Below are 20,388 nucleotides of genomic sequence, written 5' to 3'. Positions count from 1 at the left end.
CTGGAGGTGCCCGGGATGCCCGGGGTGCGGGACGACGTGCGGCAGAGCATCGAAGCCACCGCCCAGGACCCGGTGATCGCCGGCGTCCAGATCTCCTCCGAGCTGCCCGAGCTGCTCCGGCCGCTGCGGGGCGGCCCGGCCGGCGAGGCCCGGGAGACCGGCGGTTTTCCGGTCGACACCGCCGCCCAGCAGTTGCGGTTCACCGCGCGGCTCGACTCCGACGGACGGGGCGAGGTCATCGACTCGCTCACCGTGGTCCTCAAGGACGCCAACGGCGTCTCGTACGCCTTCCCGCTCGGCGACGTCCCGGCCGACGCGAAACCGCACCTCCTCGTCCTGGACCTCACCGACGCGGCAGGCCGGACGGGCGGCTCCCCCGCGGGCCCGCTGCGGCTCACCCGCGTCGAAGTCGACTACGCGGCACCCGATTTCGTCGAGAAGCACCGGCTGACCCTCGCCCCGGCGATCACCTCCGCGGACGGCTCCGTCCATTCACTGAAGGCCGCCGCCGGCTCGTCCTGGGCGGCGAAGGCGCAGATGCAGCGGGCCGACGTGTCGCTCGGTGGTGACCCCGCCCTCCAGCCGAACGCCGGGACCGTCACCGGCACCGCCGCCGGCGACGCACTGACCGTGGACTACGCCACCGGTGCCGCCGACCCCACCTTGGGGGACTCCAAGGGCGCCCACCTCTCCGTACGCCTCGCCGAACCGGCTGCCCCGCCGCTCTCCGGGATCGCCACCGACGCCTTCCTGCGGGCCACCGGCAGCAAGGTGGGCAGCGACGTCCGCGTCGAACTGAACGGCGTCGAGACGTCCGTACGCATCACCTCCGTGGTCCGCGCCCTGCCCGGCACCACCGCGCCGTCGTCCCTGAAGGACGGCGGGGCGCTGCTGCTGGACCTGCGCGCCGTGAACCGGATGCTCAACGCGACCGGCGGCCGCGGCATGGAGCCCGGCGAGTGGTGGCTGTCGGCCCGGCCGGGCGCCACCGCACAGATCGCCGCCGCACTGCGCGACCGGGCCGACATCGACGCGCTGCTGGTACGCGACGAGACCTCGTCGGAGATGCGGGCCGACCCGCTCGGCGCCGGACCGCAGTCGGTGCTGCCGGCCGCCGTGATCGCCGCCGCCGTGCTGGCGGCGGTGGGCTTCGCGGTCAGCTCGGCCGGCGCGATCCGCGAGCGCAACGGGGAGTTCGCGGTCCTGCGGGCGCTGGGCGCGCCCCGCCGCAAACTGGCCCGGATGATGGCCGCGGAGCAGGGGCTGCTGGTACTGCTCGCCCTGGTCGTCGGCGTGGCGCTGGGCGCGCTGCTGACCCGGCTGGTCGTACCGCTGATCGTTCTGACGGCGCAGGCGTCCCAGCCCGTCCCGGAACTGCTGGTCATCCTGCCGGTGGGCCCGCTCGCGCAGCTGATCGCGATCGTGCTGGTCGTACCGCTGCTGCTGGTCGTCCTGACGGCGGTCCGGCGCGGCGACCCGGTGACCGCGCTGCGCAGGCAAGGGGAGGACTGACATGACGAACGGGACCGAAGGTCTCCCCGGCGGGAAGGCCGCGCCCGACGGCCCGGACGGCACCGCTGATCCGGCGGCATCCGCGGCTCAGCACACCGCCGCGCTCTCCTGGGTGCGGGTCCGGCTGCGCGCCGCTCCGGCCGCCGCCATCGCGATGGCCCTGCTCGTCCTGGTCACCTCCTTCCTCGCGGCCGCGCTGCCGCGGGCGGTGGACCGCTACGAGATCAAGGCGCTGCGCGGCTCGCTCGCCGATGCCAAACTGCGCGACCGCACCCTCACCCTCAGCGATTCCTCGTCGGGTCCGGACACCGAGGGAGCGAGCGGAACGTCGCGGTTCGCACCGGAGCGGCTCGCCGACGTCGAGGCGGAGTTCCAGAAGCTCGTACAGCCGCCGCTGCGGCTGCTGCCGGGCCAGTCCGTGTACGGGGTCAGGACCGGCAGCGACTCCGCCGCGCTGGATCCCGCACTGCCCCGGCCGACCAAGGCGCTCAACCCGAAGGCCGACCTCGTCGCCCAGCAGGGTCTCGAGCAGCACTCCCGGCTGGTGGCCGGCAGCATGCCGCGCGGTCCCGCTGCCGGCGACCCGTCGGGCGCGGTGAGCCGCGTCGACGCGGCCATCACCGAGCAGACCGCCAAGGTGATGGGCCTGCGTCCCGGATCCGAGATCCACCTCAGCACCCTGCGCGCGGCGTTCATCGTCCATGTGACCGGAATCGTCTCGCCCACGGAACCGGGCAGCCCGTACTGGAACGAGGAACCGGACGTCCTCACCCCCCAGTTGACGTCCCCTCCCCCGCAACCCGGCGACTTCCCCACGTTCTACTGGCACTTCACCGTGCTGATCGCCCCGGAGGCGGCACCCACCCTGCTCGGCCTGGGCAAGGGCGCGTCCTTCTACTGGCACCACCCCGTCGACACCAGCCGGCTCACTCCCCAGGACGTCGCCGCGATCCAGACGCAGCTGGCCTCGCTCGACAGCGGTCCCGACGCGGCGGCGCTGCAGTCGAGCACCAACAGCTACCTGCGCACCACGACCGGGCTCGGCCGGCTGCTCACCTCCTACGAACGCGCCCGGACGGCGGCGCTGCCGCTGGTCCTGGTCGCCGCGATCGGCGTCGGGGCCACGGCGTTCGCCGTCCTGCTCATGGCCGGCGGCCTCGCCGCCGAGCGGCGCCGGGGCGAGCTCGCCCTGCTGCGCTCGCGCGGCGGCTCCGTGCGCGGCATGGTCGGACGCCTGCTCGGCGAGACGACGGTGGCCGCCGTGCCGGCCGCGACCGTCGGCATCGTGCTCGCCCTCGTCCTGCTGCCGGCCGACCGCTACCTGCTGTCCGTGCTGCTCGGCGCCGCCGTGGCCGTGACGGCCTCGCTCGCCCTGCCGCTGCGGGCCGTCGCCGTGCACCGCCGGCCGCGCCCGGCCGCACGCGAGGACATGGCCGACGCCCGGCCTTCCCGGCGCCGTACGGTGGCCGAGCTCACGATCACCGTCCTGGTCATCGGCGCGGTGGCCGCCCTGCGACGACGGGGCACCGTCAGCGGCGCCGACCCGTTCCTCGCCGCCGCGCCCGTCCTCGTCGCCATCGCCGCCGCCCTCATCCTGCTGCGGCTGTACCCGCTGCCGCTGCGACTGCTCGCCCGGCCCGCGGCCCGGCTGAGCGGCGCCGTCACCCACCTCGGGCTGGCCCGCGCCGGCCGCTCCCCCGCCAGTGCCCAACTGCCGCTGCTGGCCCTGCTGATGTCGCTGACCGTGGCCTCGTTCGGCGGCTCGGTGCTGGCCGGGGTCGCGGACGGCCGTGACGAGGCGGCGCGCGCGGCGATCGGCGCGGACGCCAGGATCGACGCCAACTTCGTCCTGCCGGAGAAGCTCGCGGCCAGCATCCGCAAGGTGCCGGGCGTCGCCGTGACCCTCGGCGTCCGGATCGAGCCCAGCGCTTCCACCACCGGCTTCGGGATGCCCTACAGCCTGGTCAGCGTCGACCCGGTCGCGTACGCCGCGCTGACCCGTTCCAGCGGGCTCCCCGCCTTCCCGGCCGACGTGCTCCTGCACGACGACGGCACCGGCCCCATGCCGGCCGTCGTCTCCCGGAACGTCGCCGCGAAGCTCGCGGGCGGGACCGTCCCGGTACAGCCCGCCATCGGAACGACCGAGATCAAGGCCGCCGCGGTACTGGACCTCACGGCAGCGGCGCCCAACGCCGACTTCGTGATTGTCTCGTCCGCGCAACTCGTCAAACGCCACCCGGACATGAACTACAGCCAGTACACCGGCCCCACCGTGCTGATGGTCACGGCGGACGGCGCGATCGACGGCAAGGCGCTGCGCGCCGCCACCACCGCGACCGGCGCCGACATGTTCGTGTCCCTGCTGAGCGAGGAGCGCGCCACGCTCGCCGACTCGGCCCTGCAGTCGGGCGCCCGGGGCATCTTCCTCGCCGCGGTCGCGGGCGGCGCCGGCTACAGCGCGCTCGCGCTGCTGCTGTCCCTGCTCCAGGCCGCCCCCCAACGGGCCGCGCTGCTCGCCCGGATGCGGACGATGGGAATGGGCCGGCGCGACGGGCGACGGCTGGCGTTCCTGGAGATGCTGCCGCAGGCCCTGCTGGCGGCGATCGGCGGCGTGCTCGTCGGCCTCGCCGTGATCCCGCTGCTCGGACCCGGCGTGGACATCACCGCGCTCGCGTTCGGCAGCGACCCGGGCACGTCCGTACCCACCGGCCTCGGGCTGCGCGTCGACCCGCTCTCGCTGGCGCTGCCGTCGGCCGGGCTGCTGGCGCTGGCCTATGTGGTGCTGATGGTCCAGGTGTGGGTGACCGGACGCCGCCGTGAGAGCAAGGACCTGAGAGTAGGAGACCGCTGATGACCAAAACCACCGAGGGCGGCGCGACGACGACCCTTGCCGATCTGGAGGAGCGGGCGGCCGCCCGCCGCGAGCAGCCCGCCTACGGGCAGAACGCGCTCATCAGCTGCGACCGGCTGGTACGGATCTTCACGGCCGACGGCGTCGAGGTCCAGGCGCTGCAGGGCCTGGACCTGCTCGTCGCCGAGGGCGAGCTGATGGCCCTGGTCGGCGCGTCGGGCAGCGGCAAGTCCACCCTGCTCAACATCCTCGCCGGCCTCGACGTCCCGACCGCGGGCGCGGCGTCCGTCGGCGGCTACGACCTGCTGGACATGGACGCCAAGTCCCGGCTGCGGTACCGGCGGGAGGTCGTCGGCTTCGTCTGGCAGCAGACCGCCCGCAATCTGCTGCCGTACCTGACGGCAGCTCAGAACGTCGTGCTGCCGATGCAGTTGTCCGGCCGGGACGGGTTCCGCGCCAAGCGGCTGCACGCCGCCCGCGCCACGGAGCTGCTGACCATGCTGGGCGTCGGCTACTGCCACGACCGGCACCCCGGCCAGATGTCGGGCGGCGAGCAGCAGCGCACGGCCATCGCCGTGGCGCTCGCCAACTCCCCATCCCTGGTGCTGGCCGACGAGCCCACCGGCGAGCTGGACTCGGCCACCGGCGAGCAGGTCTTCGCCGCGTTCAGGACCGCCAACGAGGAGCTCGGCACGACCGTCGTCGTCGTCACCCACGACCACGCCGTGGCCGGCGCGGTACGGCGCACGGTCGCGATCAGGGACGGCCGGACGGCCTCCGAGGTGCTGCGCCACACCGAGATCGACGAACACGGCCAGGAGTCGGTCGTCGCCCGCGAATACGCCACCGTCGACCGCGCCGGACGGCTGCAGCTCCCGCGCGACTACACGGCGGCGCTCTCCATCGAGAACCGGGTCCTGCTGGAACTGGAGTCCGACCACATCGGCGTCTGGCCGGACCGGCCGGCTCCGACGGAGGAGGACTGAGGGCGGGCCTGTCCTGGCGGCAGACCGGCCCTCAGGCGGGCGTCACGGTCAGGCCGGAGCCGAGGGCGGTGCGCCGTACGGCGACCGAGCCGTAGGGCGTGCGCAGCCGCAGCCAGGCCCCCGCCGTCAGCAGCAGGAACGGCTCGGCGCCGCCTCCCCGCAGGAATCCCAGCGCCTGCGCCGCGTGCACGGCGCGCATCGGCAGCACCGTGTCCCCGACCGGCCGGGACCAGACCTCTTCGGCGAGCGCGTCGAGCTCGGCCCGCGTCCGCCGTTCCGGCACCAGCACTTCGGTGCGGGAGCGGAACTCCCCCACCAGCCGCTTCGCGGCGGCCCGTACGTCCTCCGGCGCGAACTCCGCGATCCGCTGCCAGCCACCGCGCGGCGGCAGCAGTCCGGCCCACGCGGGGCCGGTGACGGATGGCGGGATCACGACGGCGTCACCGCCCTCGCCGGTGTCCGCCTCTGCGGGTGCCCCGGAACTCTCCTCGATGCCTTCCAGCAACTGCCCCGCCGAGACGGTGGCATCGAGGTCCAGGACCTCGCGGAGCGAGGCCGTGCGAATGGCGAGCACGCCACCGAAGGGCGGCTGGCCGAAGACCGCCAGCACCCCCTCCGCGGAGCGCAGCCGCACCACGGCGGCCTTGTCCCAGCGGACCAGCCGGCCCAGGAAGGCGGCGAGCCCCGCCGCCTCCCCGGCACCGGCGAGAAGCAGTCGCGTCATGCGGCGACGGCCTCTTCTGCCACGGCTGCCGCCTTCTTCTTCGGCAGCCCTTCGTAGTACGGCTCCAGCAGGGACCGCTCCTCCGCGCTGATCCGCCGCGGCCGCGCTTCCGCCAGGTTGTACGGCACCACGACCGTGGAGGCCCGTACGTACACGGTCTCCTCGTCCCTGATCTCGTACGCGACGGTCATCGAGGCCGCGCCTATCTTCGTCACCCACGACTCGATGGTCACCGGCGCGTGCCGGTGGACCAGCGGTCGCAGATAGTCGATCTCGTGCCGGGCCACGACGGACCCGCCCGTGAACGACGTGCTGCCCTCACCCGGCGCCAGCCGGAACATGAAGTCGATCCGCGCCTCTTCCAGGTACCGCAGGAAGACCACGTTGTTGACGTGCCCGAGGGCATCCATGTCCGACCAGCGCAGCGGGCAGCTGTAGATGTGCCGGGCCATCAGCCGCGGGTCAGCTTCTTGTAGGTGGCGCGGTGCGGGCGGGCCGCGTCGGCGCCGAGCCGCTCGACCTTGTTCTTCTCGTACGACTCGAAGTTGCCCTCGAACCAGTACCACTTGGACTCACCCTCGTACGCGAGGATGTGGGTCGCGACCCGGTCCAGGAACCAGCGGTCGTGGGAGATGACCACGGCCGCACCCGGGAACTCGAGCAGCGCGTTCTCCAGCGAGGACAGGGTCTCGACGTCGAGGTCGTTGGTGGGCTCGTCGAGGAGCAGCAGGTTGCCGCCCTCCTTGAGCGTGAGCGCCAGGTTCAGCCGGTTGCGCTCACCACCGGAGAGGACGCCGGCGGGCTTCTGCTGGTCAGGACCCTTGAAGCCGAAGGCGGAGACGTAGGCCCGCGAAGGCATCTCGACCTGGCCGACGTTGATGTAGTCCAGCTCGTCCGACACGACCGCCCAGAGGGTCTTCTTGGGGTCGATGTTGGCGCGGCTCTGGTCGACGTAGCTGATCTTGACCGTGTCACCGATCTTGACCGAGCCCGAGTCCGCGGGCTCGAGGCCCTGGATCATCTTGAACAGCGTGGTCTTGCCCGCGCCGTTCGGGCCGATGATGCCGACGATGCCGTTGCGCGGCAGGGTGAAGGAGAGGTCGTCGACCAGGACCTTGTCGCCGAACGCCTTCGAGAGGTTGTTGACCTCGACGACGATGGAGCCCAGCCGCGGGCCCGGCGGGATCTGGATCTCCTCGAAGTCCAGCTTGCGCACCTTGTCGGCCTCGGCGGCCATCTCCTCGTAACGGGCGAGGCGCGCCTTGGACTTGACCTGGCGGCCCTTGGCGTTGGAGCGGACCCACTCCAGCTCTTCCTTGAGGCGCTTGGCGCGCTTCTCGTCCTTGCGGCCCTCGACCTTGAGGCGGGTGGCCTTCTTCTCCAGGTACGTGGAGTAGTTGCCCTCGTAGGGGATTGCGCGCCCGCGGTCGAGCTCGAGGATCCACTCGGCGACGTTGTTCAGGAAGTACCGGTCGTGAGTGACGGCGACGACGGCGCCCGCGTACTTCGACAGGTGCTGCTCCAGCCAGTTCACCGACTCGGCGTCGAGGTGGTTGGTGGGCTCGTCGAGGAGGAGCAGGTCCGGTCCCTCGATCAGCAGCTTGCAGAGCGCGACGCGGCGCTTCTCACCGCCGGAGAGGGTGGTGACGGGCCAGTCGCCGGGCGGGCAGCCCAGCGCGTCCATGGCCTGCTCCAGCTGGGCGTCGAGGTCCCAGGCGTTGGCGTGGTCCAGGTCCTCCTGGAGCTTGCCCATCTCGTCGAGCAGCGCGTCCGAGTAGTCGGTCGCCATGAGCTCGGCGACCTCGTTGAAGCGGTTGAGCTTGCCCATGATCTCGGCGGCGCCGTCCTGGACGTTCTCCAGGACCGTCTTGGACTCGTCGAGCTTCGGCTCCTGCATGAGGATGCCGACGGTGAAACCGGGCGACAGGAAGGCGTCACCGTTGGAAGGCTGCTCCAGGCCGGCCATGATCTTCAGCACCGTGGACTTACCGGCACCGTTGGGACCCACCACACCGATCTTCGCGCCGGGCAGGAAGCTCAGCGTCACGTCGTCAAGGATGACCTTGTCGCCGTGCGCCTTGCGCGTCTTGCGCATCGTGTAGATGTACTCAGCCAAGAGAAACCGTCCGGCAATCGATGTGTGGGCAGATACACCCCATCTTGCCGCACGTCCACCCCACGGGGCGAACGGGTAGGTCAGAGAGGCCTTGCCCGGCGCCTGCCTGCGCCTTCTCCGCCGGACCTGATGTCCGCGGGAACGGAACGGGGGCGGGACTCCAAGAGTCCCGCCCCCGCTACTGCGGCTGTTTCAGCCCGCGGTCACTGCCCGCCGCTACTCGCTCGCGGGAGTTGCGGCCGACTTCTTCCGGCGGAGGAAGAAGACCGCGCCGCCGCCGAGCACGACGAGCGCGACGGCGATGCCGGCGATCATCGGGGTGGCGCTGCTGCCACCCGTCTGAGCGAGGTCACCGCCGGTGGTGCCGGTGGTGCCGGTGGTGGTACCGGCCGAAGCCGGGCTGGGCTGGGTGCTCGGGGTGGCGCTGGGCGTCGGGGTCGGCGTGCCGGGACCCGTCGCCTTGCAGTCCAGAACACCGGTGAAGGTCTTCGTGGTGCCGTCCGGGAGCGGGACGACGATCGTGTAGCTCGCGTCCTCCTTGGCCGGGACGGTGACCGTCTGGGACTTGCCCGCTTCGATCGTGTAGCTCTTGTCGCCGAGCGGGAAGGTGAACGGCTTGTCACCCTCGTTGGTGACGGTCACGTCCACACCGCCGACGGCGCAGTTGACCTTGGCGGAGACGGCCAGGACCGCGCCCTTCGAGGCCCAGGTGGCGGCGGCCGGAGCGGAGACGCTGCTCTCGCTGGAGCCGGCGAGGATCTGGGTCTGCTTGCGGACCTTGCCCACCGAGGTGAAGACGCGGCCGACCGGGATCTTGGTGGCGGCCTCAACGACGAGCTTGGTGTTGCCGTCGGCGGTGCCGGCCGGCACGTCGAAGAAGAGCTCGGCACCGTCGGTGACGTTGGTGACCGGCTTGCCGGTCTTGTCGACGATCTTGACGCCGTCAGGCGCGTCACCGGCCAGGCGCACCTTCGCCGAGGCGGCGTTGGTGTGGACGGTGATCGGGCCGAGCTTCTCGCCGGCCTTGCCCGAGACGGCGGTCGGCGTGAGGGAGAGCGACGCCTTCGGCTCCGTGGCGGCGGAGGCGTTCTTCGCCTGCGCCTCCAGGTAGTCGGCGAGCAGCTCCGCCTTCGGGTTCTTGGCGGTGACGTCCGCGTGGTCCGAGAAGCGCCAGATGGCGACCTGGGTGCCGGTGGCGGCCTGCTCTGCCGTCAGCTTCTTGGCGCCCGACGTGTTCGCCAGCGCGGCGAGGTCGTTCACCTGCGGGTACGAGTGCTGCAGGATCCAGTTGATCTTGTTCGCGGTGTCGGCGTCGTGCAGCGACGAAGCACCCCAGGAGGCTTCCTGGTAGTTGGCGCCGGGGGCCGTGTGGGTGCCGATGTCGATGCAGTACGTCTGCAGCGTGCCGCCGCCCTTGGCATCCATGCGGAACAGGCCGGCGGAGACGGTCTGCTTCCCACCCTTGCCGTCCTTGTAGACGGCGTCACCGAACTGGCCCGGCTGCAGGCCGGCCAGAACGGCCGTCGCGCCACCGGCGGCCGGCGCGACGTCGTCCGCGAGCGCGATCCCCGCGCCGGATATCGCACCAGCGGCGAGCAGACCCGTGACCAGGCCCGCGGTGGTGAGGCGGGCAACGCCTCGCCTCTGAATCTTGAACATGGAACTCCCCTTCGGGCGAAGCCGGGTCGTGAGGGTGGCCTCGCCTGCGGCTCCGAGAGCATCCGAGCCCCCGCAGTACCGAAGGAATCCTAGGAAGCACAGGTATCCCGGCCACCAACAATCCCCTCCCCTAACCATTTCGAATCGCAATCGTTATGTGATGAAGGGATAGTCATGGGAATGTCGATAAGTCGTCCAGGTCATTCACTCACCTAAAAGCTGGATTAACGGTCGTCTCCGGACATCTCAGCCCCCAGGGTGGATATGAGCTCCGTCCGGAGCCCCGACATCCCGCCGGAACGGCTCCGCCCGCAGGACAAATGGGTTCCGATCGCCCCCGTCGTCACCAGCCGACTCGTATGATCTGCGCCCCCGCCGCGCCCCTCCCGAATTCGGCCCGCCTCACGCCATTCCCCCCACGTGGACGCCTCATTCATCCGCCCGCCCTCCCCTCGTTGCCGATCGTCATCGAAAAGCCCGCCCCGAAAGCCCTGGGGACATCGTGCACGATCAGCACGGAGCATGGAAAAACCGGCTGCAATCTGTGGATAACCGACGGGTTGTGGATATCTCCGTCACCCTTTCAGGTGAAATCTCGGCCCGGGAACCCCGGGGTGCCGGGCCCATGGCCTCAGCCGCCCGCCACCACCGCGTACTGCTCCCGCACCTCCCGGTAGCGCAGCAGTTCCGCCGCGACGGGTTCCAGCACCCGCGCCCGGCCGCAGTCCGCCGCGGCGGCCCGCAACCGGCGCTCGGCAACCTGCCCGTAGCGCCGGGCCGGGCCGCGCGCGGCCATACGGCAGGCCCAGGCGAGCGCCTGGCCGCCGAGGGCACCGACCGCGAGCAGGGCGACCGGCAGCCACCACGAGGCGTCGAGCGAGTCCACCGCGATCGCGACCAGGCACACCGCCCCGGCCACCGCGAGGCTCATCAGCAGCCACTGGACGGCGCCCACCGCCGACCACCAGGCGGGCCGTTCCGGCTCTCCCGGCTCCGCACGGGCCGCCGCCGCGTCCAGCGCCGCAGGCAGTCCCTCGCCACCGCGCCGCGCCCCGTCCCGCACCGCCTGCGCCCACGGGGCGGGCAGCCCCTGGGCCGCATCGTCCGTGAGCGCGCGCACCGCCTCGTCCACCGCGGGACGGGACGCGGCGAGCCCGGCCGGCCCCCGGGCCGCCAGGCCCGCCCCGCCCTGCCGATCGGCCGTCAGCCGCCCCCACGGGGTGCCGCAGGCGGCATCCGCCGCGCGCGCCCACGCGCGCTCCGCCGCCTCGCGGGCGCCCGTGACCCCCACCGCGTCGGCCAACCGGTCGACGAACTCCTCGCGCGCGGGATCCGTCAGGCCCACCGCGCCCTCGCCCACGTACAGGGGCTGCAACCGGTCGGCGGTGCGGTCCACGTCGGCCGCGAGCCGCCGGTTCGCCGATCCCCGCTCCGCCACGATCTGGCCGAGGCAGGCCCGCAGATCGGGCACGCCGACCCCGTTGAGCGCCGAGACCGCGAGCACCACCGCGCCGGCGTCGCCGTGCTCGCCCACCGCGAGTCCGTCCTCGTCCAACAGCCGCCGCAGATCGTCGAGTACCTGGTCGGCGGCGTCACCCGGCAGCCGGTCCACCTGATTGAGCACCAGCAGCGTGACGTCCGCGTGGCCGGCCAGCGGCCGCAGATAGCGTTCGTGCAGCGCGGCGTCCGCGTACTTCTCCGGGTCCAGCACCCACACCACGACGTCCACCAGCCGCAGCAGCCGGTCGACCTGGTCGCGGTGGCCGGGCGCGGCCGAGTCGTGGTCCGGCATGTCCAGCAGCACGAGTCCGGCCAGCCGCTCGTCGGTCCCAGGGACGCGATCGGCGCCGTCCAGCACGCTCCGTCTGGCGTAACGATCCTGCGGGGCGATGCCGAGCCGGTCGAGCAGCCCGGCCGCGCCCACGGGGTCCCAGGAGCAGGAGACCGGTACGGCGGTCGTCGGCCGGCGGACGCCCGTCGCGGAGAGCTCCAGTCCCGCGAGCGCGTTGAACAACGTCGACTTGCCGCTCCCGGTGGCACCGGCCAGCGCGACGACCGTGTGGTCGAGCGACAGCCGCCGGCGCTCGCCGAGCCGCTGCAACAGCGCTCCGCTCTCGGCCAGTTCGTCCGGGCTGACGCGCGCCCTGGACAGCCCCAGCAGCTCCCCGAGCGCTTCGACCCGGGCCGCGAGCGGGTCCGGGGGGCGCCGGACGCCGTAGGAGTCCCGCGCTCCGCTCTCCCCGGCCTCACGCGTTCCTCCGGCGCCACCGGTTCCCCTCGCGGCGCCCGTGCCGGTTCCTGCCGTGGAAGCCACGCCGGTCACCTCTCCTTCTGCAGTAGGGACAGTGCGGCGATCAGCGACGACTGCTGCCGCGCGGTCACGTCGAGGGCGTCCACGGGCGCCAGCCGCCGCTCGCACTCGCCGCGCAGCAGCCCGGCGACCCCGTCCTCCAGCCGCTCCCGCGCCCGGTCGCGCATCCGCAGCGCGGCCTGCGCCCCGACGGTGTCCGCGAGCCGTTCGCCGGCCGCGCTCCCGCGCCGGCCGCCGAGCAGGACGGTGGCCAGCAGCGCCGCCGCGTCCTCCGGGTCGGCCGCGGCACGATCCGCGTCGCGGGCGGCCCGCACCTCGGCGTACGCGAGGTCGGTGAGACCCGCGCGCCACCGCACGACCGCGGCGTCGATCCGCTCGGCGGTGGCCGCCCGGTCCGGGCACACACCGGGTTCCGCGAGCAGCGCGGCCCCCGCACGGTCCCGCTGCCATCCGGCGGCGACGCGTTCGTCGGCCTCGTCCACCTCGGAGCGCAGCAGGGTCGCGAGCCCGTCGGCGAGCGCGGACTGCAGCGCCTCCAGCCCGCAGTGCGGGTACTCCAGCCAGCGCGCCAGCGCCTCGCCGGCCAACGGGACCCCGGCCGTCACAGCGCTGTCGATCCGTTCCGCGGCCTCGGCGTACGCATCCTCCGTGCCGCGCGCCAGGCGCACCGCCGCCGCGTGCTGGACGGCCGAGGCGGCGGCCAGCGCCGGCATCCTGGCGCGCATCGAGTCCAGGACACCGACCGCGGTGCGGTGCGCCGCCTGCCGGCGGGCGGCCGGGTCCTCGGCGTACTGCGTCAGCCACTGGCGCAGCGCGGCGACCGCGGTCCGCGGCAGCAGCCCGCCGCCGCCCGCCGATTCGGGCAGTTCCGGAACGGTGAAACGCGGTACGTCCCCGAGCCCGGCCTTCGCCAGCAGCGCCGCGTAGTGCCGGCCGACGTCCTCGGCGATCTGGTGCGGCACCCGGTCCAGCACGGTGGCCAGCGTGACGTTGTACTCCTTGGCGGTGCGCAGCAGATGCCAGGGCAGCGCGTCGGCGTACCGCGACGCGGTCGTGACCAGGATCCAGATGTCCGCCGCGCAGATCAGCTTCGCGGCCAGCTCGCGGTTGCGCGCGACCAGCGAGTCGATGTCGGGCGCGTCCAGCAGCGCGAGGCCCCTGGGCACCGCGTCGTCGATCTCCAGCCGCAGCAGTTCGCCCTCGGCGCCCCCGTCCTCGTCCTCCCGCGTCCCCGGCCGCGTGGACCAGGCCCGCGCCAGGCCCGGCAGGATCCGCGAGTCGGCGAACCAGGCGCGGTCCGCGGGGTGGCACACCAGCACCGGCGTCCGCGTCGTCGGACGCAGCACCCCCGCCTCACTGACCCGCCGTCCCACCAGCGAGTTGACCAGCGTGGACTTCCCGGCCCCCGTCGATCCGCCGACCACCGCCAGCAGCGGCGCTTCAGGGGTCCGCAGCCGGGGCACCAGATAATCGTCGAGCTGCGCGATCAGCTCCTGGCGGGTACGGCGGGCCCGCGCGGCTCCAGGAACGGGGAACGGGAAACGCGCGACGTCGACGCGGTCGCGCAGCGCGGACAGTGCGTCGAGCAGATCAGGCCGTACGTCCAAGATCGCCACACTGGCAGAATGCCCCATTTTGGCGCATTTTTGAAGCGTATACCGCCCAGTTCACACCTTTTCGGCCCGCACACACCCGTTACGGCGCTAAGGGCGCGGCCGAGACCCGGGCATAACGAGTGCACAACAGCCGTCGACTGAGGCGGAAAAAGCGGTGCAGCATTCGTACCCGCCTGCGATTATCGGACCGCTTCACTGAACCTCCACAACGTGTCACGGAGGTGAAGCAACCGGTAGCAGGTCCATCGCGCCCTATCCTTGACCCCGGCCAGGTCACGGAACCACCCAGGGGCGGAGACAGCCGCGGCCACTGTCCGGCCCCCATAGCTCAGTGGATAGAGCAGGTGCCTTCTAAGCACTTGGCCGCAGGTTCGAGTCCTGCTGGGGGCACCACAGCACCACCCGTCCGGCGTACCCGAGAGCGGAAACCTTTCCGCAGGTCAGCGCCCTGTGTGCGGGCCCGAGGCGGCCGAGGGGTGTCGCCAGTCTTGTGGGCGAGCCGCGGGTGGCTCCGGATGCAGGGCGGGGCGGGCTCGCCTAGCGTCAATGCGGGGGCTTACCTGCGATGGACGGAGTTTCCGTGGCGACTGCACGCGACATCATGCACAAGGGTGTGGAGAGCATCTCCGAGCACGAGACGCTGGACGTGGCTGCCAAACGGATGCGGGATGCGGGCATCGGCGCCCTGGCCATCACTGACTCGGACGGCGGACTGCGGGGCGTGCTCACCGACCGGGACATAGTTCTGCGGTGCGTGGCCACGGGGCACGACCCGTCGGCCGTGCGGGCCGCCGAACTGATGAACGGGAAGCCCGTGACGGCCATGGCGGACGACCACACGGACAGCGTCGTGGCCGCGATGGCCGCCAAGCGCGTCCGCCGGATTCCCGTGCTGGACGGCGACGCGCTCGTCGGGATGATCAGCGAGGCCGATATCGCCCGCAAGCTGGGCGCGGCCGAGGCCGGAGCGCTGGCGGCCGCCATCCGCGCGAACTAGCGGGCCGTGACCGTCACGGTCACGTTTCGGCCCGGCGGGGTGGCCGGGAGCAGGATGCCGGCCGTGCCGGGGGTCTGGTGGACGACGGCGCCGCGGGCGCCGGTGACGGTCACCCTGGCGCCGTGCGGGAACTCCGCGGCGGGCAGCTTCAGTTCCGTCCAGGCGCGCCGCGAGACCGCGGTGGTGGTCAGGGCGAGGGTGTAGGAGTGGGTGGCGGCGTCGTAGGACTCCGCGCCGGGCGTCCCGGCTATCGCCGGCGCGTACCCGGCGAAGACGGGTTCCTTGCCGGGCGCGGGCCGGCCGTCGGCGTCATAGGCGCAGTAGCCGCCGCCCTCCGCGGCGTGGCAGTCGTACCACAGGGCCCATCCGGTGGCGAAGCCGCGCATGGACGCGGTCTGGCGGCGTATCAGCTCCGCGTTACCGCTGCCGGTGGCCTTCGCGGGACCCCATTCGCCGACCAGGACCGGCATGCCGTGGGCGGCCGGATAGGCGCGGATGACGGCTTCGTAGGCTTCGATGAAACCGTCGGCTGGGTCCCAGTCGGCTCCGTTCTCCACGGCGGTGTCGTAGTAGTGCGGGGCGTAGCCGATACGGTCGGAGCCGTGTCGTGGGTCGTGGAAACCGGGCAGTTGCGTGGGGACGCCCTGGCCGATGAGGACGGTGGGCTCGACGAACAGCCAGGCGTCCTGGTCGGCCGCGCGGACGGCGGCGATCAGCCGGCGGTAGAGGCCGGCGAGCCGGCCACGCTCCATCGCGGCGGAGTTCTCGACCTGGGTGGCCGGGTCGGTGGGATCGCCGGTGAACGGGCCGAACGGCTCGTTGAACAGGTCGTAGCCCAGGAGCGACCGGTGGCCGCGCAGGGTCGCGGCGACCTTGGTGTACGCCGCGGTCTGGGCGGACCGCAGGTCGGCGTCGTCGTAGAGGTGCCGGAAGGCCGCACCGACCGCCGGCTGGAAGTAGTTGGCGAACCAGTCGTCGCCGGGCAGCGGTTCGTAGGGGATGCCGTCGGTGCGGGTGGCCCAGGCGGGGATGCCGTTGAAGCCGAAGGCGGGCCCGAAGACGTCCTGGTGCCAGTCGACGAGGACCAGGACGCCGTACCGGTCCGCCCAGCCCATGATCCGGTCGAGGTAGCGCAGGTAGGCGGTGTCGTAGTGGCCCCGCTTCGGTTCGACCTTCTGCCACTGGATGTTGAGCCGCACAAGGTTGAAGCCGCTCGCGGTGAGTTCGGCGATACGGGCCTCGGTGACGGTGTCGGTCTTGCCGAGGTTGAGGCCGTGCAACTGCAGGGCGCGGCCCTGCCGGTCGGCGAGATGGGTCCGGCCGTCGGGGGTCGTGACGGTGCCTGTCGCCGCTGTCGGGTGCGCTGCCCGACCGCTGGGGGCGGTCGGAAGATCCGGGTCGGCCTGAGCGGTGGCGGGGAGGCTCCCCGCGCCCAGGAGGGCGGCGCTGACGGCGAGTGCGATGGCGTGATGGCGCAGGCGCATGGCCCACCTCTCGGGCTCGGGCTCCGTACGGATGGCTGCCGATACTGTCCGGCAGCCATCGCAGGAGCAAGTGTTCGAACCGGACTTCCTCGCGGTCAGCCGATGGCTTCGGACGGCCGGACCCGCAGCGCGATCCGGCCCGGCAGGGCGGTGGCGAGCAGGGCGAGTGCTGCCGCCAGGGCAACGATCAGCGCGTATCCGGCGAGGTCGAGGCGCGGAGCCGCCGCTCCCGTCATCCCCAGGCTGAACGCGGTCAGAGTGGCCACGGCTATCGCGGTACCCAGCAGCGCCCCGACGACCACGACGGTCAGCGCCTCCAACCGCAGCATCCGCAGCACCTGTCGGCGGGTGGTGCCCACGAGGCGCAGCAGCGCGAACTCCCGGAACCGGTCGGCGGTGGACATCGCCAGGGTGTTGACGACCGCGATGGCCGTGAAGGCGAGCACGAGGCCCATCGCCAGGTAGTTGACCTCGGCGTTGGACTGCTGGACCGCTGCCTGGACCTGTCCCGCCTGGTCGTGGTCGAGGACCGCGACGCCCGGGAAGTCCCTGACGGCCGCGCCGAGGGCCGCCCGGTCGGTACGACCGTCGGTGGCGACGAGGACCGCCGACGCGAGCGGATTGTCGACATGCCGGGCGACCAGGTCGTGGGACATCGTCAGGTCGCCGAATCCGAGGCCGCGTGCGTAGACGGCCTTCACCCGGAGGGCGGCGGGAGTGCCGTCGCCGAGGGTGAGCCGTACGGTGCTGCCCGGCCGTACTCCCAGCCCGTCGGCGGCGACCTCGCTCAGTGCCATGTCGCCGTCGCCGAAGCCCTGGAGGGTGCCCTGGGTGACGTCGGGGTCCCAGGTGGTCGTCAGTCCGCCGGTGGTGACACCCTGCGCCGAGTACTTCGAGAGGCCGACCCGGACGCTGGTCCGTACGATCTCGGTGACCGCGGTGACGCCCGGGACCCGCCGCACCGCCGCGGCGGCTTCGCCGGGCACGCCGGGTGCGGAAGCACCGAGCACCCACTGGGCGCGGTTGCCCTCGGCGGCCTGCCGCTGGGCGGCGTGGCCCATTGTCGTCTGCACGAAGATCACGGTGCAGGTCATCGCGACGAGCAGCGCGAGGGGGGTGACGGCCGCGGAGACGCGCTGGGAATTGGTGCGGAGGTTGGCGGCGGCCAGATGCCCGCCGATACGGGAGGCGCGGAGCGGAACGGCGGCAGCCGCGGCCGCGACGCGGGCCAGCAGCGGGCCGAGCAGGGACACCGCTACGGCGAGGACCACCACGGTCAGGAAGGTGACCGGCGTGGACGCCGGTTCGGTCCGCAGACCGCTGAGCACGACGAGCAGGACGATGCCGCCCGCGAGGAACAGCCCGCCGGCGAGCAGCCGGCCCCAGGAGAACGTACGGGACTCCATGGCGGCTTCCGACAGCGCTTCGGCCGGCCGGATCCTGGCCGCCCTGCGGGCGGATACCCGGGCCGCGGACCAGCCGCCGAGCAGCGCGGCGCCCAGGGCCGCGAACATCGGGAAGGGGCTCCAGGCGACCTGCAGCGTGTCCGGGACGGCGCCGAGCCGGACGAACTCGGAGTGCAGCCAGCAGGCGACCGGCAGACCGGCCACGGAGCCGAGAACGCCCGCCGCGAGGCCGACCAGCAGCGCCTCCCGGCCGATGAGTTGGCGGATCTGCTTCGGGGTGGCGGCGATGGCGCGCAGCAGGGCCATCTCCCGGTAGCGCTGCTGGATGGTCAGGGCGAAGGTGCCGATGACCACGAGGACCGCGACGAGGAGGGAGGTGCCGCCGATCGCGCCGCCCATGCTGACGAGTTTGATCCGTGCCTTGGCGGCATCGGGGAACTCCACCGGTCCACGGTCGGCCCCGGTGCGCACCTGCGCCTTCGTACCCTGCAGCGCGGAGGTGAGGCTCGTGGTGAGGGCGGCGGTGTCCGCGCCGGGCTCCGGCAGGACGCCGATCGCGGTGATCTGACCGGCGTGGCCGGCCAGCCGTCGGGCCTCGGCCGTGGTGAAGAACAGCGAGGTCTGCTGCCGCAGATCGCCGCCCTGGGGGGCGGCGATGCCGGTGACGCGGTAGCCGCGCGGAGCCCGGGTGGACCGGACGGTGACAGTGCTGCCGGTCTTCAGCCCCATGCGGGCGGCGAGTTCACCGTCGATGACGAGGTCGCCGTCCGCCTGCGGGGCGCGGCCCTCGGTGAGGGTGAAGGGTGTGAGGACGGCGGAGGCCCAGTCGTGTCCGAAGGACGGCTTCCCGCTCGACCCGCCCCCGTTCGTACCCGGGCCGACCGCGTAGGCGGGGAAGGTGACTTCGGGGATGGCGGCCCGCACTCCGGGCACCCGGCCGACGGTCCGCACGGTGGTGTCCGGCAGCCAGACCCGCTCCGCGAGCGGTTTGGCCTTGTGCTTGGCCTTGGTCTTGCCCTTCTTCTCCTTGACGGTGGTCTGGTGCACGTCCTGGTCGGCGGCGACGACGATCGGCGCGGCCGCGTACCGCTCGGTCGCGATCTCACCCCGGAGGCCGGTCTCCAGCAGCACCCCGCACGCGGTGACGAGCGCGGCGGCGCAGAAGAGGGCGAGGAACGCTCCCGCGAAGCCGCCCTTGCGGGCCCGCAGGGTCTGCAGTGCGTACGGCAACATCAGGACCACGCTCCCAGGTGCGTCATGCGCTCGGCCACACGGTCTGCGGTGGGTTCGTCGTCACGGCCCGCGATGCGGCCGTCGGCGAGGTAAAGCACGGTGTCGGCGTACGAGGCGGCGACGGGGTCGTGGGTGACCATGACGACGGTCTGCCCGGTGTCGTCCACGCAGCCGCGCAGGAGTCCGAGGATCTCCTTGGCGGTGACGGTGTCCAGAGCTCCGGTCGGTTCGTCACCGAAGACCACGTCGGGACGGGTGATCAGCGCACGCGCGATGGCCACCCGCTGCTGCTGTCCCCCGGAGAGCTCCGCCGGGCGGTGGTCCGCGCGGCCGGTCAGCCCGACGCGGCGCAGGATCTCCTCCAACCAGGCCGGATCGAGCCGTTGTTTCGCGAGTCTGAGCGGAAGGGCGATGTTCTGCCGGACGGTCAGTGCGGGGACGAGGTTGAACGCCTGGAAGACGAAGCCGACCCGGCTGCGCCGCAGCTGGGTGAGCCGGGTCTCGTTCATCCCGGTCAACTCGGTGCCCCCGAGGTGGGACGTGCCGCTGGTCGGCGTGTCCAGCCCGGCCGCGCAGTGCAGGAAAGTCGACTTGCCCGATCCGGACGGTCCCATCACCGCGGTGAAGGAGCCGCGCGGAATGGTGGCGTCGACCCCGTCCAGGGCGCGTACGGCCCGGGGGCCCCGACCGTAGGTCTTGGTGACGCCCTCCAGCCGTACGGCCGGCGCGACGGCGATGCGGTCGGTGTCCATGGTGGAGGCGTTCATGACGGGTCCCCGTTCACGGTGTCGTCGGTCGTCGTTACGGCCGGGTCGTCGGCCGGCGCCGGGAAGGCGAGGAATCGGGTGAGCACGTTGCGTGCGTCCTCCGGCAGTTCGCCGTCGGCGCGCTTGTACCGGTTGACGAGGGCGATGTACTCCTCGAAGAACGCCCGCAGTTCGGGGAGGGTCACCTGGATGGAGCCACGGGAGTACGGCTGGCCGTCCGCCCACACGCCCTCGATCTCGCGCTGGGACCGCTCGAAGAGCGCGAGGTCGGCGGCGAACGCGAGACGGTTCATCTCGTCGACGACCGGGCGCATCTCGTCGCTCTGCTCGGAGCGTTGCGGGAAGCGCAGGTCCGCGGGCGCCGCCTGCCACCAGCGCTCCCGCCCCCGGCCCGTCCCTTCGGCCGCTTCGACGAATCCGTACCGGCCCAGCTCCCGCAGGTGGTAGCTGGTGGCTCCGGTGTTCAGGTCCAGGGCGCGGGCGAGGGTCGCCGAGGTGGCCGGCCCGTGCAGCGCCAGATGTTCGAGGATCTGCTGGCGGCGGGGGTGGGCGAGCGCCTTGAGCGCCCCGAGATCACCGATCTCCTTGATGTGTCGTTGCTTCGGCATGTGTACACAATGGTTTGTGCACACTCACTTGTGCACTGGCGACGCCCCGCGGATATCTACGGGGGTTAGCCCCACCATGGTCCCGATCGTCACCTGTCTGCGACGTTTGTCACCATTA

Annotated in this window: 14 protein-coding genes and 1 tRNA gene; 5 read left to right on the top strand and 10 right to left on the bottom strand. The window is 72.5% G+C overall.

The features are described from left to right. From O3X23_RS06105 to O3X23_RS06095, 3 genes are all read left to right on the top strand, one after another. Positions 1–1,512, top strand: a 1,512-nt coding sequence (locus O3X23_RS06105; RefSeq protein WP_269270091.1) for an FtsX-like permease family protein, incomplete at its 5' end; no start/stop codon positions are given. Position 1,513: 1 nt separating this feature from the next. Further along, positions 1,514–4,363 carry an FtsX-like permease family protein gene (locus O3X23_RS06100; RefSeq protein WP_269270090.1) on the top strand — a complete coding sequence of 950 codons (2,850 nt, stop codon included), beginning with the start codon at positions 1,514–1,516 and terminating at the stop codon, positions 4,361–4,363. Then, on the top strand, positions 4,363–5,349 hold the full coding sequence (locus O3X23_RS06095) for an ABC transporter ATP-binding protein (protein ID WP_269270089.1): 987 nt from the start codon (positions 4,363–4,365) through the stop codon (positions 5,347–5,349). Before O3X23_RS06100 ends, O3X23_RS06095 begins: the two co-directional genes overlap by 1 nt. A gap of 31 nt (positions 5,350–5,380) precedes the next feature. Here the strand turns inward: O3X23_RS06095 and O3X23_RS06090 are convergent, their stop codons facing one another. From O3X23_RS06090 to O3X23_RS06065, 6 genes are all read right to left on the bottom strand, one after another. Then, complete coding sequence (locus tag O3X23_RS06090) at positions 5,381–6,073, bottom strand: hypothetical protein (protein ID WP_269270088.1); 693 nt, start codon at positions 6,071–6,073, stop codon at positions 5,381–5,383. Next, the gene (locus tag O3X23_RS06085; protein ID WP_269270087.1) at positions 6,070–6,525 is read right to left on the bottom strand and encodes an acyl-CoA thioesterase; all 456 of its coding nucleotides are present in this window, start codon (positions 6,523–6,525) and stop codon (positions 6,070–6,072) included. The genes O3X23_RS06090 and O3X23_RS06085 overlap by 4 nt, the downstream gene beginning before the upstream one ends. Beyond that, a complete protein-coding gene (gene ettA / locus O3X23_RS06080; protein WP_269270086.1) occupies positions 6,525–8,189 on the bottom strand; it encodes an energy-dependent translational throttle protein EttA in 1,665 nt (554 codons plus the stop codon). Before ettA ends, O3X23_RS06085 begins: the two co-directional genes overlap by 1 nt. A 216-nt stretch (positions 8,190–8,405) precedes the next feature. After that, positions 8,406–9,848 carry a thioester domain-containing protein gene (locus O3X23_RS06075; RefSeq protein WP_269270085.1) on the bottom strand — a complete coding sequence of 481 codons (1,443 nt, stop codon included), beginning with the start codon at positions 9,846–9,848 and terminating at the stop codon, positions 8,406–8,408. Between the two features lie 631 nt (positions 9,849–10,479). Next, a complete protein-coding gene (locus tag O3X23_RS06070; RefSeq protein WP_269270084.1) occupies positions 10,480–12,162 on the bottom strand; it encodes a GTPase in 1,683 nt (560 codons plus the stop codon). Between the two features lie 5 nt (positions 12,163–12,167). Further along, entirely contained in the window at positions 12,168–13,766 is a 1,599-nt protein-coding gene (locus O3X23_RS06065; RefSeq protein WP_269270105.1) for a dynamin family protein, read from the bottom strand. A 326-nt stretch (positions 13,767–14,092) separates the two neighbouring features. Between O3X23_RS06065 and O3X23_RS06060 the strand changes: the two genes are divergently transcribed. Together O3X23_RS06060 and O3X23_RS06055 are read left to right on the top strand one after the other, a co-directional pair. After that, a tRNA-Arg gene (locus tag O3X23_RS06060) sits at positions 14,093–14,168 on the top strand. Positions 14,169–14,355: 187 nt separating this feature from the next. Then, positions 14,356–14,772, top strand: coding sequence for a CBS domain-containing protein (locus O3X23_RS06055; RefSeq protein WP_269270083.1), 417 nt, complete (start codon positions 14,356–14,358; stop codon positions 14,770–14,772). Here O3X23_RS06055 and O3X23_RS06050 read toward each other — a convergent pair. The 4 genes from O3X23_RS06050 to O3X23_RS06035 form a co-directional block, all read right to left on the bottom strand. Then, on the bottom strand, positions 14,769–16,256 hold the full coding sequence (locus O3X23_RS06050; RefSeq protein ID WP_269270082.1) for a cellulase family glycosylhydrolase: 1,488 nt from the start codon (positions 16,254–16,256) through the stop codon (positions 14,769–14,771). The two genes, O3X23_RS06055 and O3X23_RS06050, sit on opposite strands and share 4 nt — an antisense overlap. Before the next feature lie 95 nt (positions 16,257–16,351). After that, positions 16,352–18,895: an FtsX-like permease family protein gene (locus O3X23_RS06045; RefSeq protein ID WP_269270081.1), complete on the bottom strand. Its 2,544-nt coding sequence runs from the start codon at positions 18,893–18,895 to the stop codon at positions 16,352–16,354. Further along, positions 18,895–19,662, bottom strand: a complete 768-nt coding sequence (locus O3X23_RS06040) for an ABC transporter ATP-binding protein (RefSeq protein WP_269270080.1) — start codon at positions 19,660–19,662, stop codon at positions 18,895–18,897. The genes O3X23_RS06045 and O3X23_RS06040 overlap by 1 nt, the downstream gene beginning before the upstream one ends. Continuing rightward, entirely contained in the window at positions 19,659–20,270 is a 612-nt protein-coding gene (locus O3X23_RS06035) for an ArsR/SmtB family transcription factor (RefSeq protein ID WP_269270079.1), read from the bottom strand. Before O3X23_RS06035 ends, O3X23_RS06040 begins: the two co-directional genes overlap by 4 nt. Positions 20,271–20,388 lie beyond the last annotated feature (118 nt).

Origin of the sequence: Streptomyces sp. H39-S7 (genome assembly GCF_027158205.1) — a bacterium.
GTDB lineage: Bacteria > Actinomycetota > Actinomycetes > Streptomycetales > Streptomycetaceae > Actinacidiphila.
Note: the sequence above shows the minus strand (reverse complement) of the source record. Positions and strands in the feature narration are given on the sequence as shown.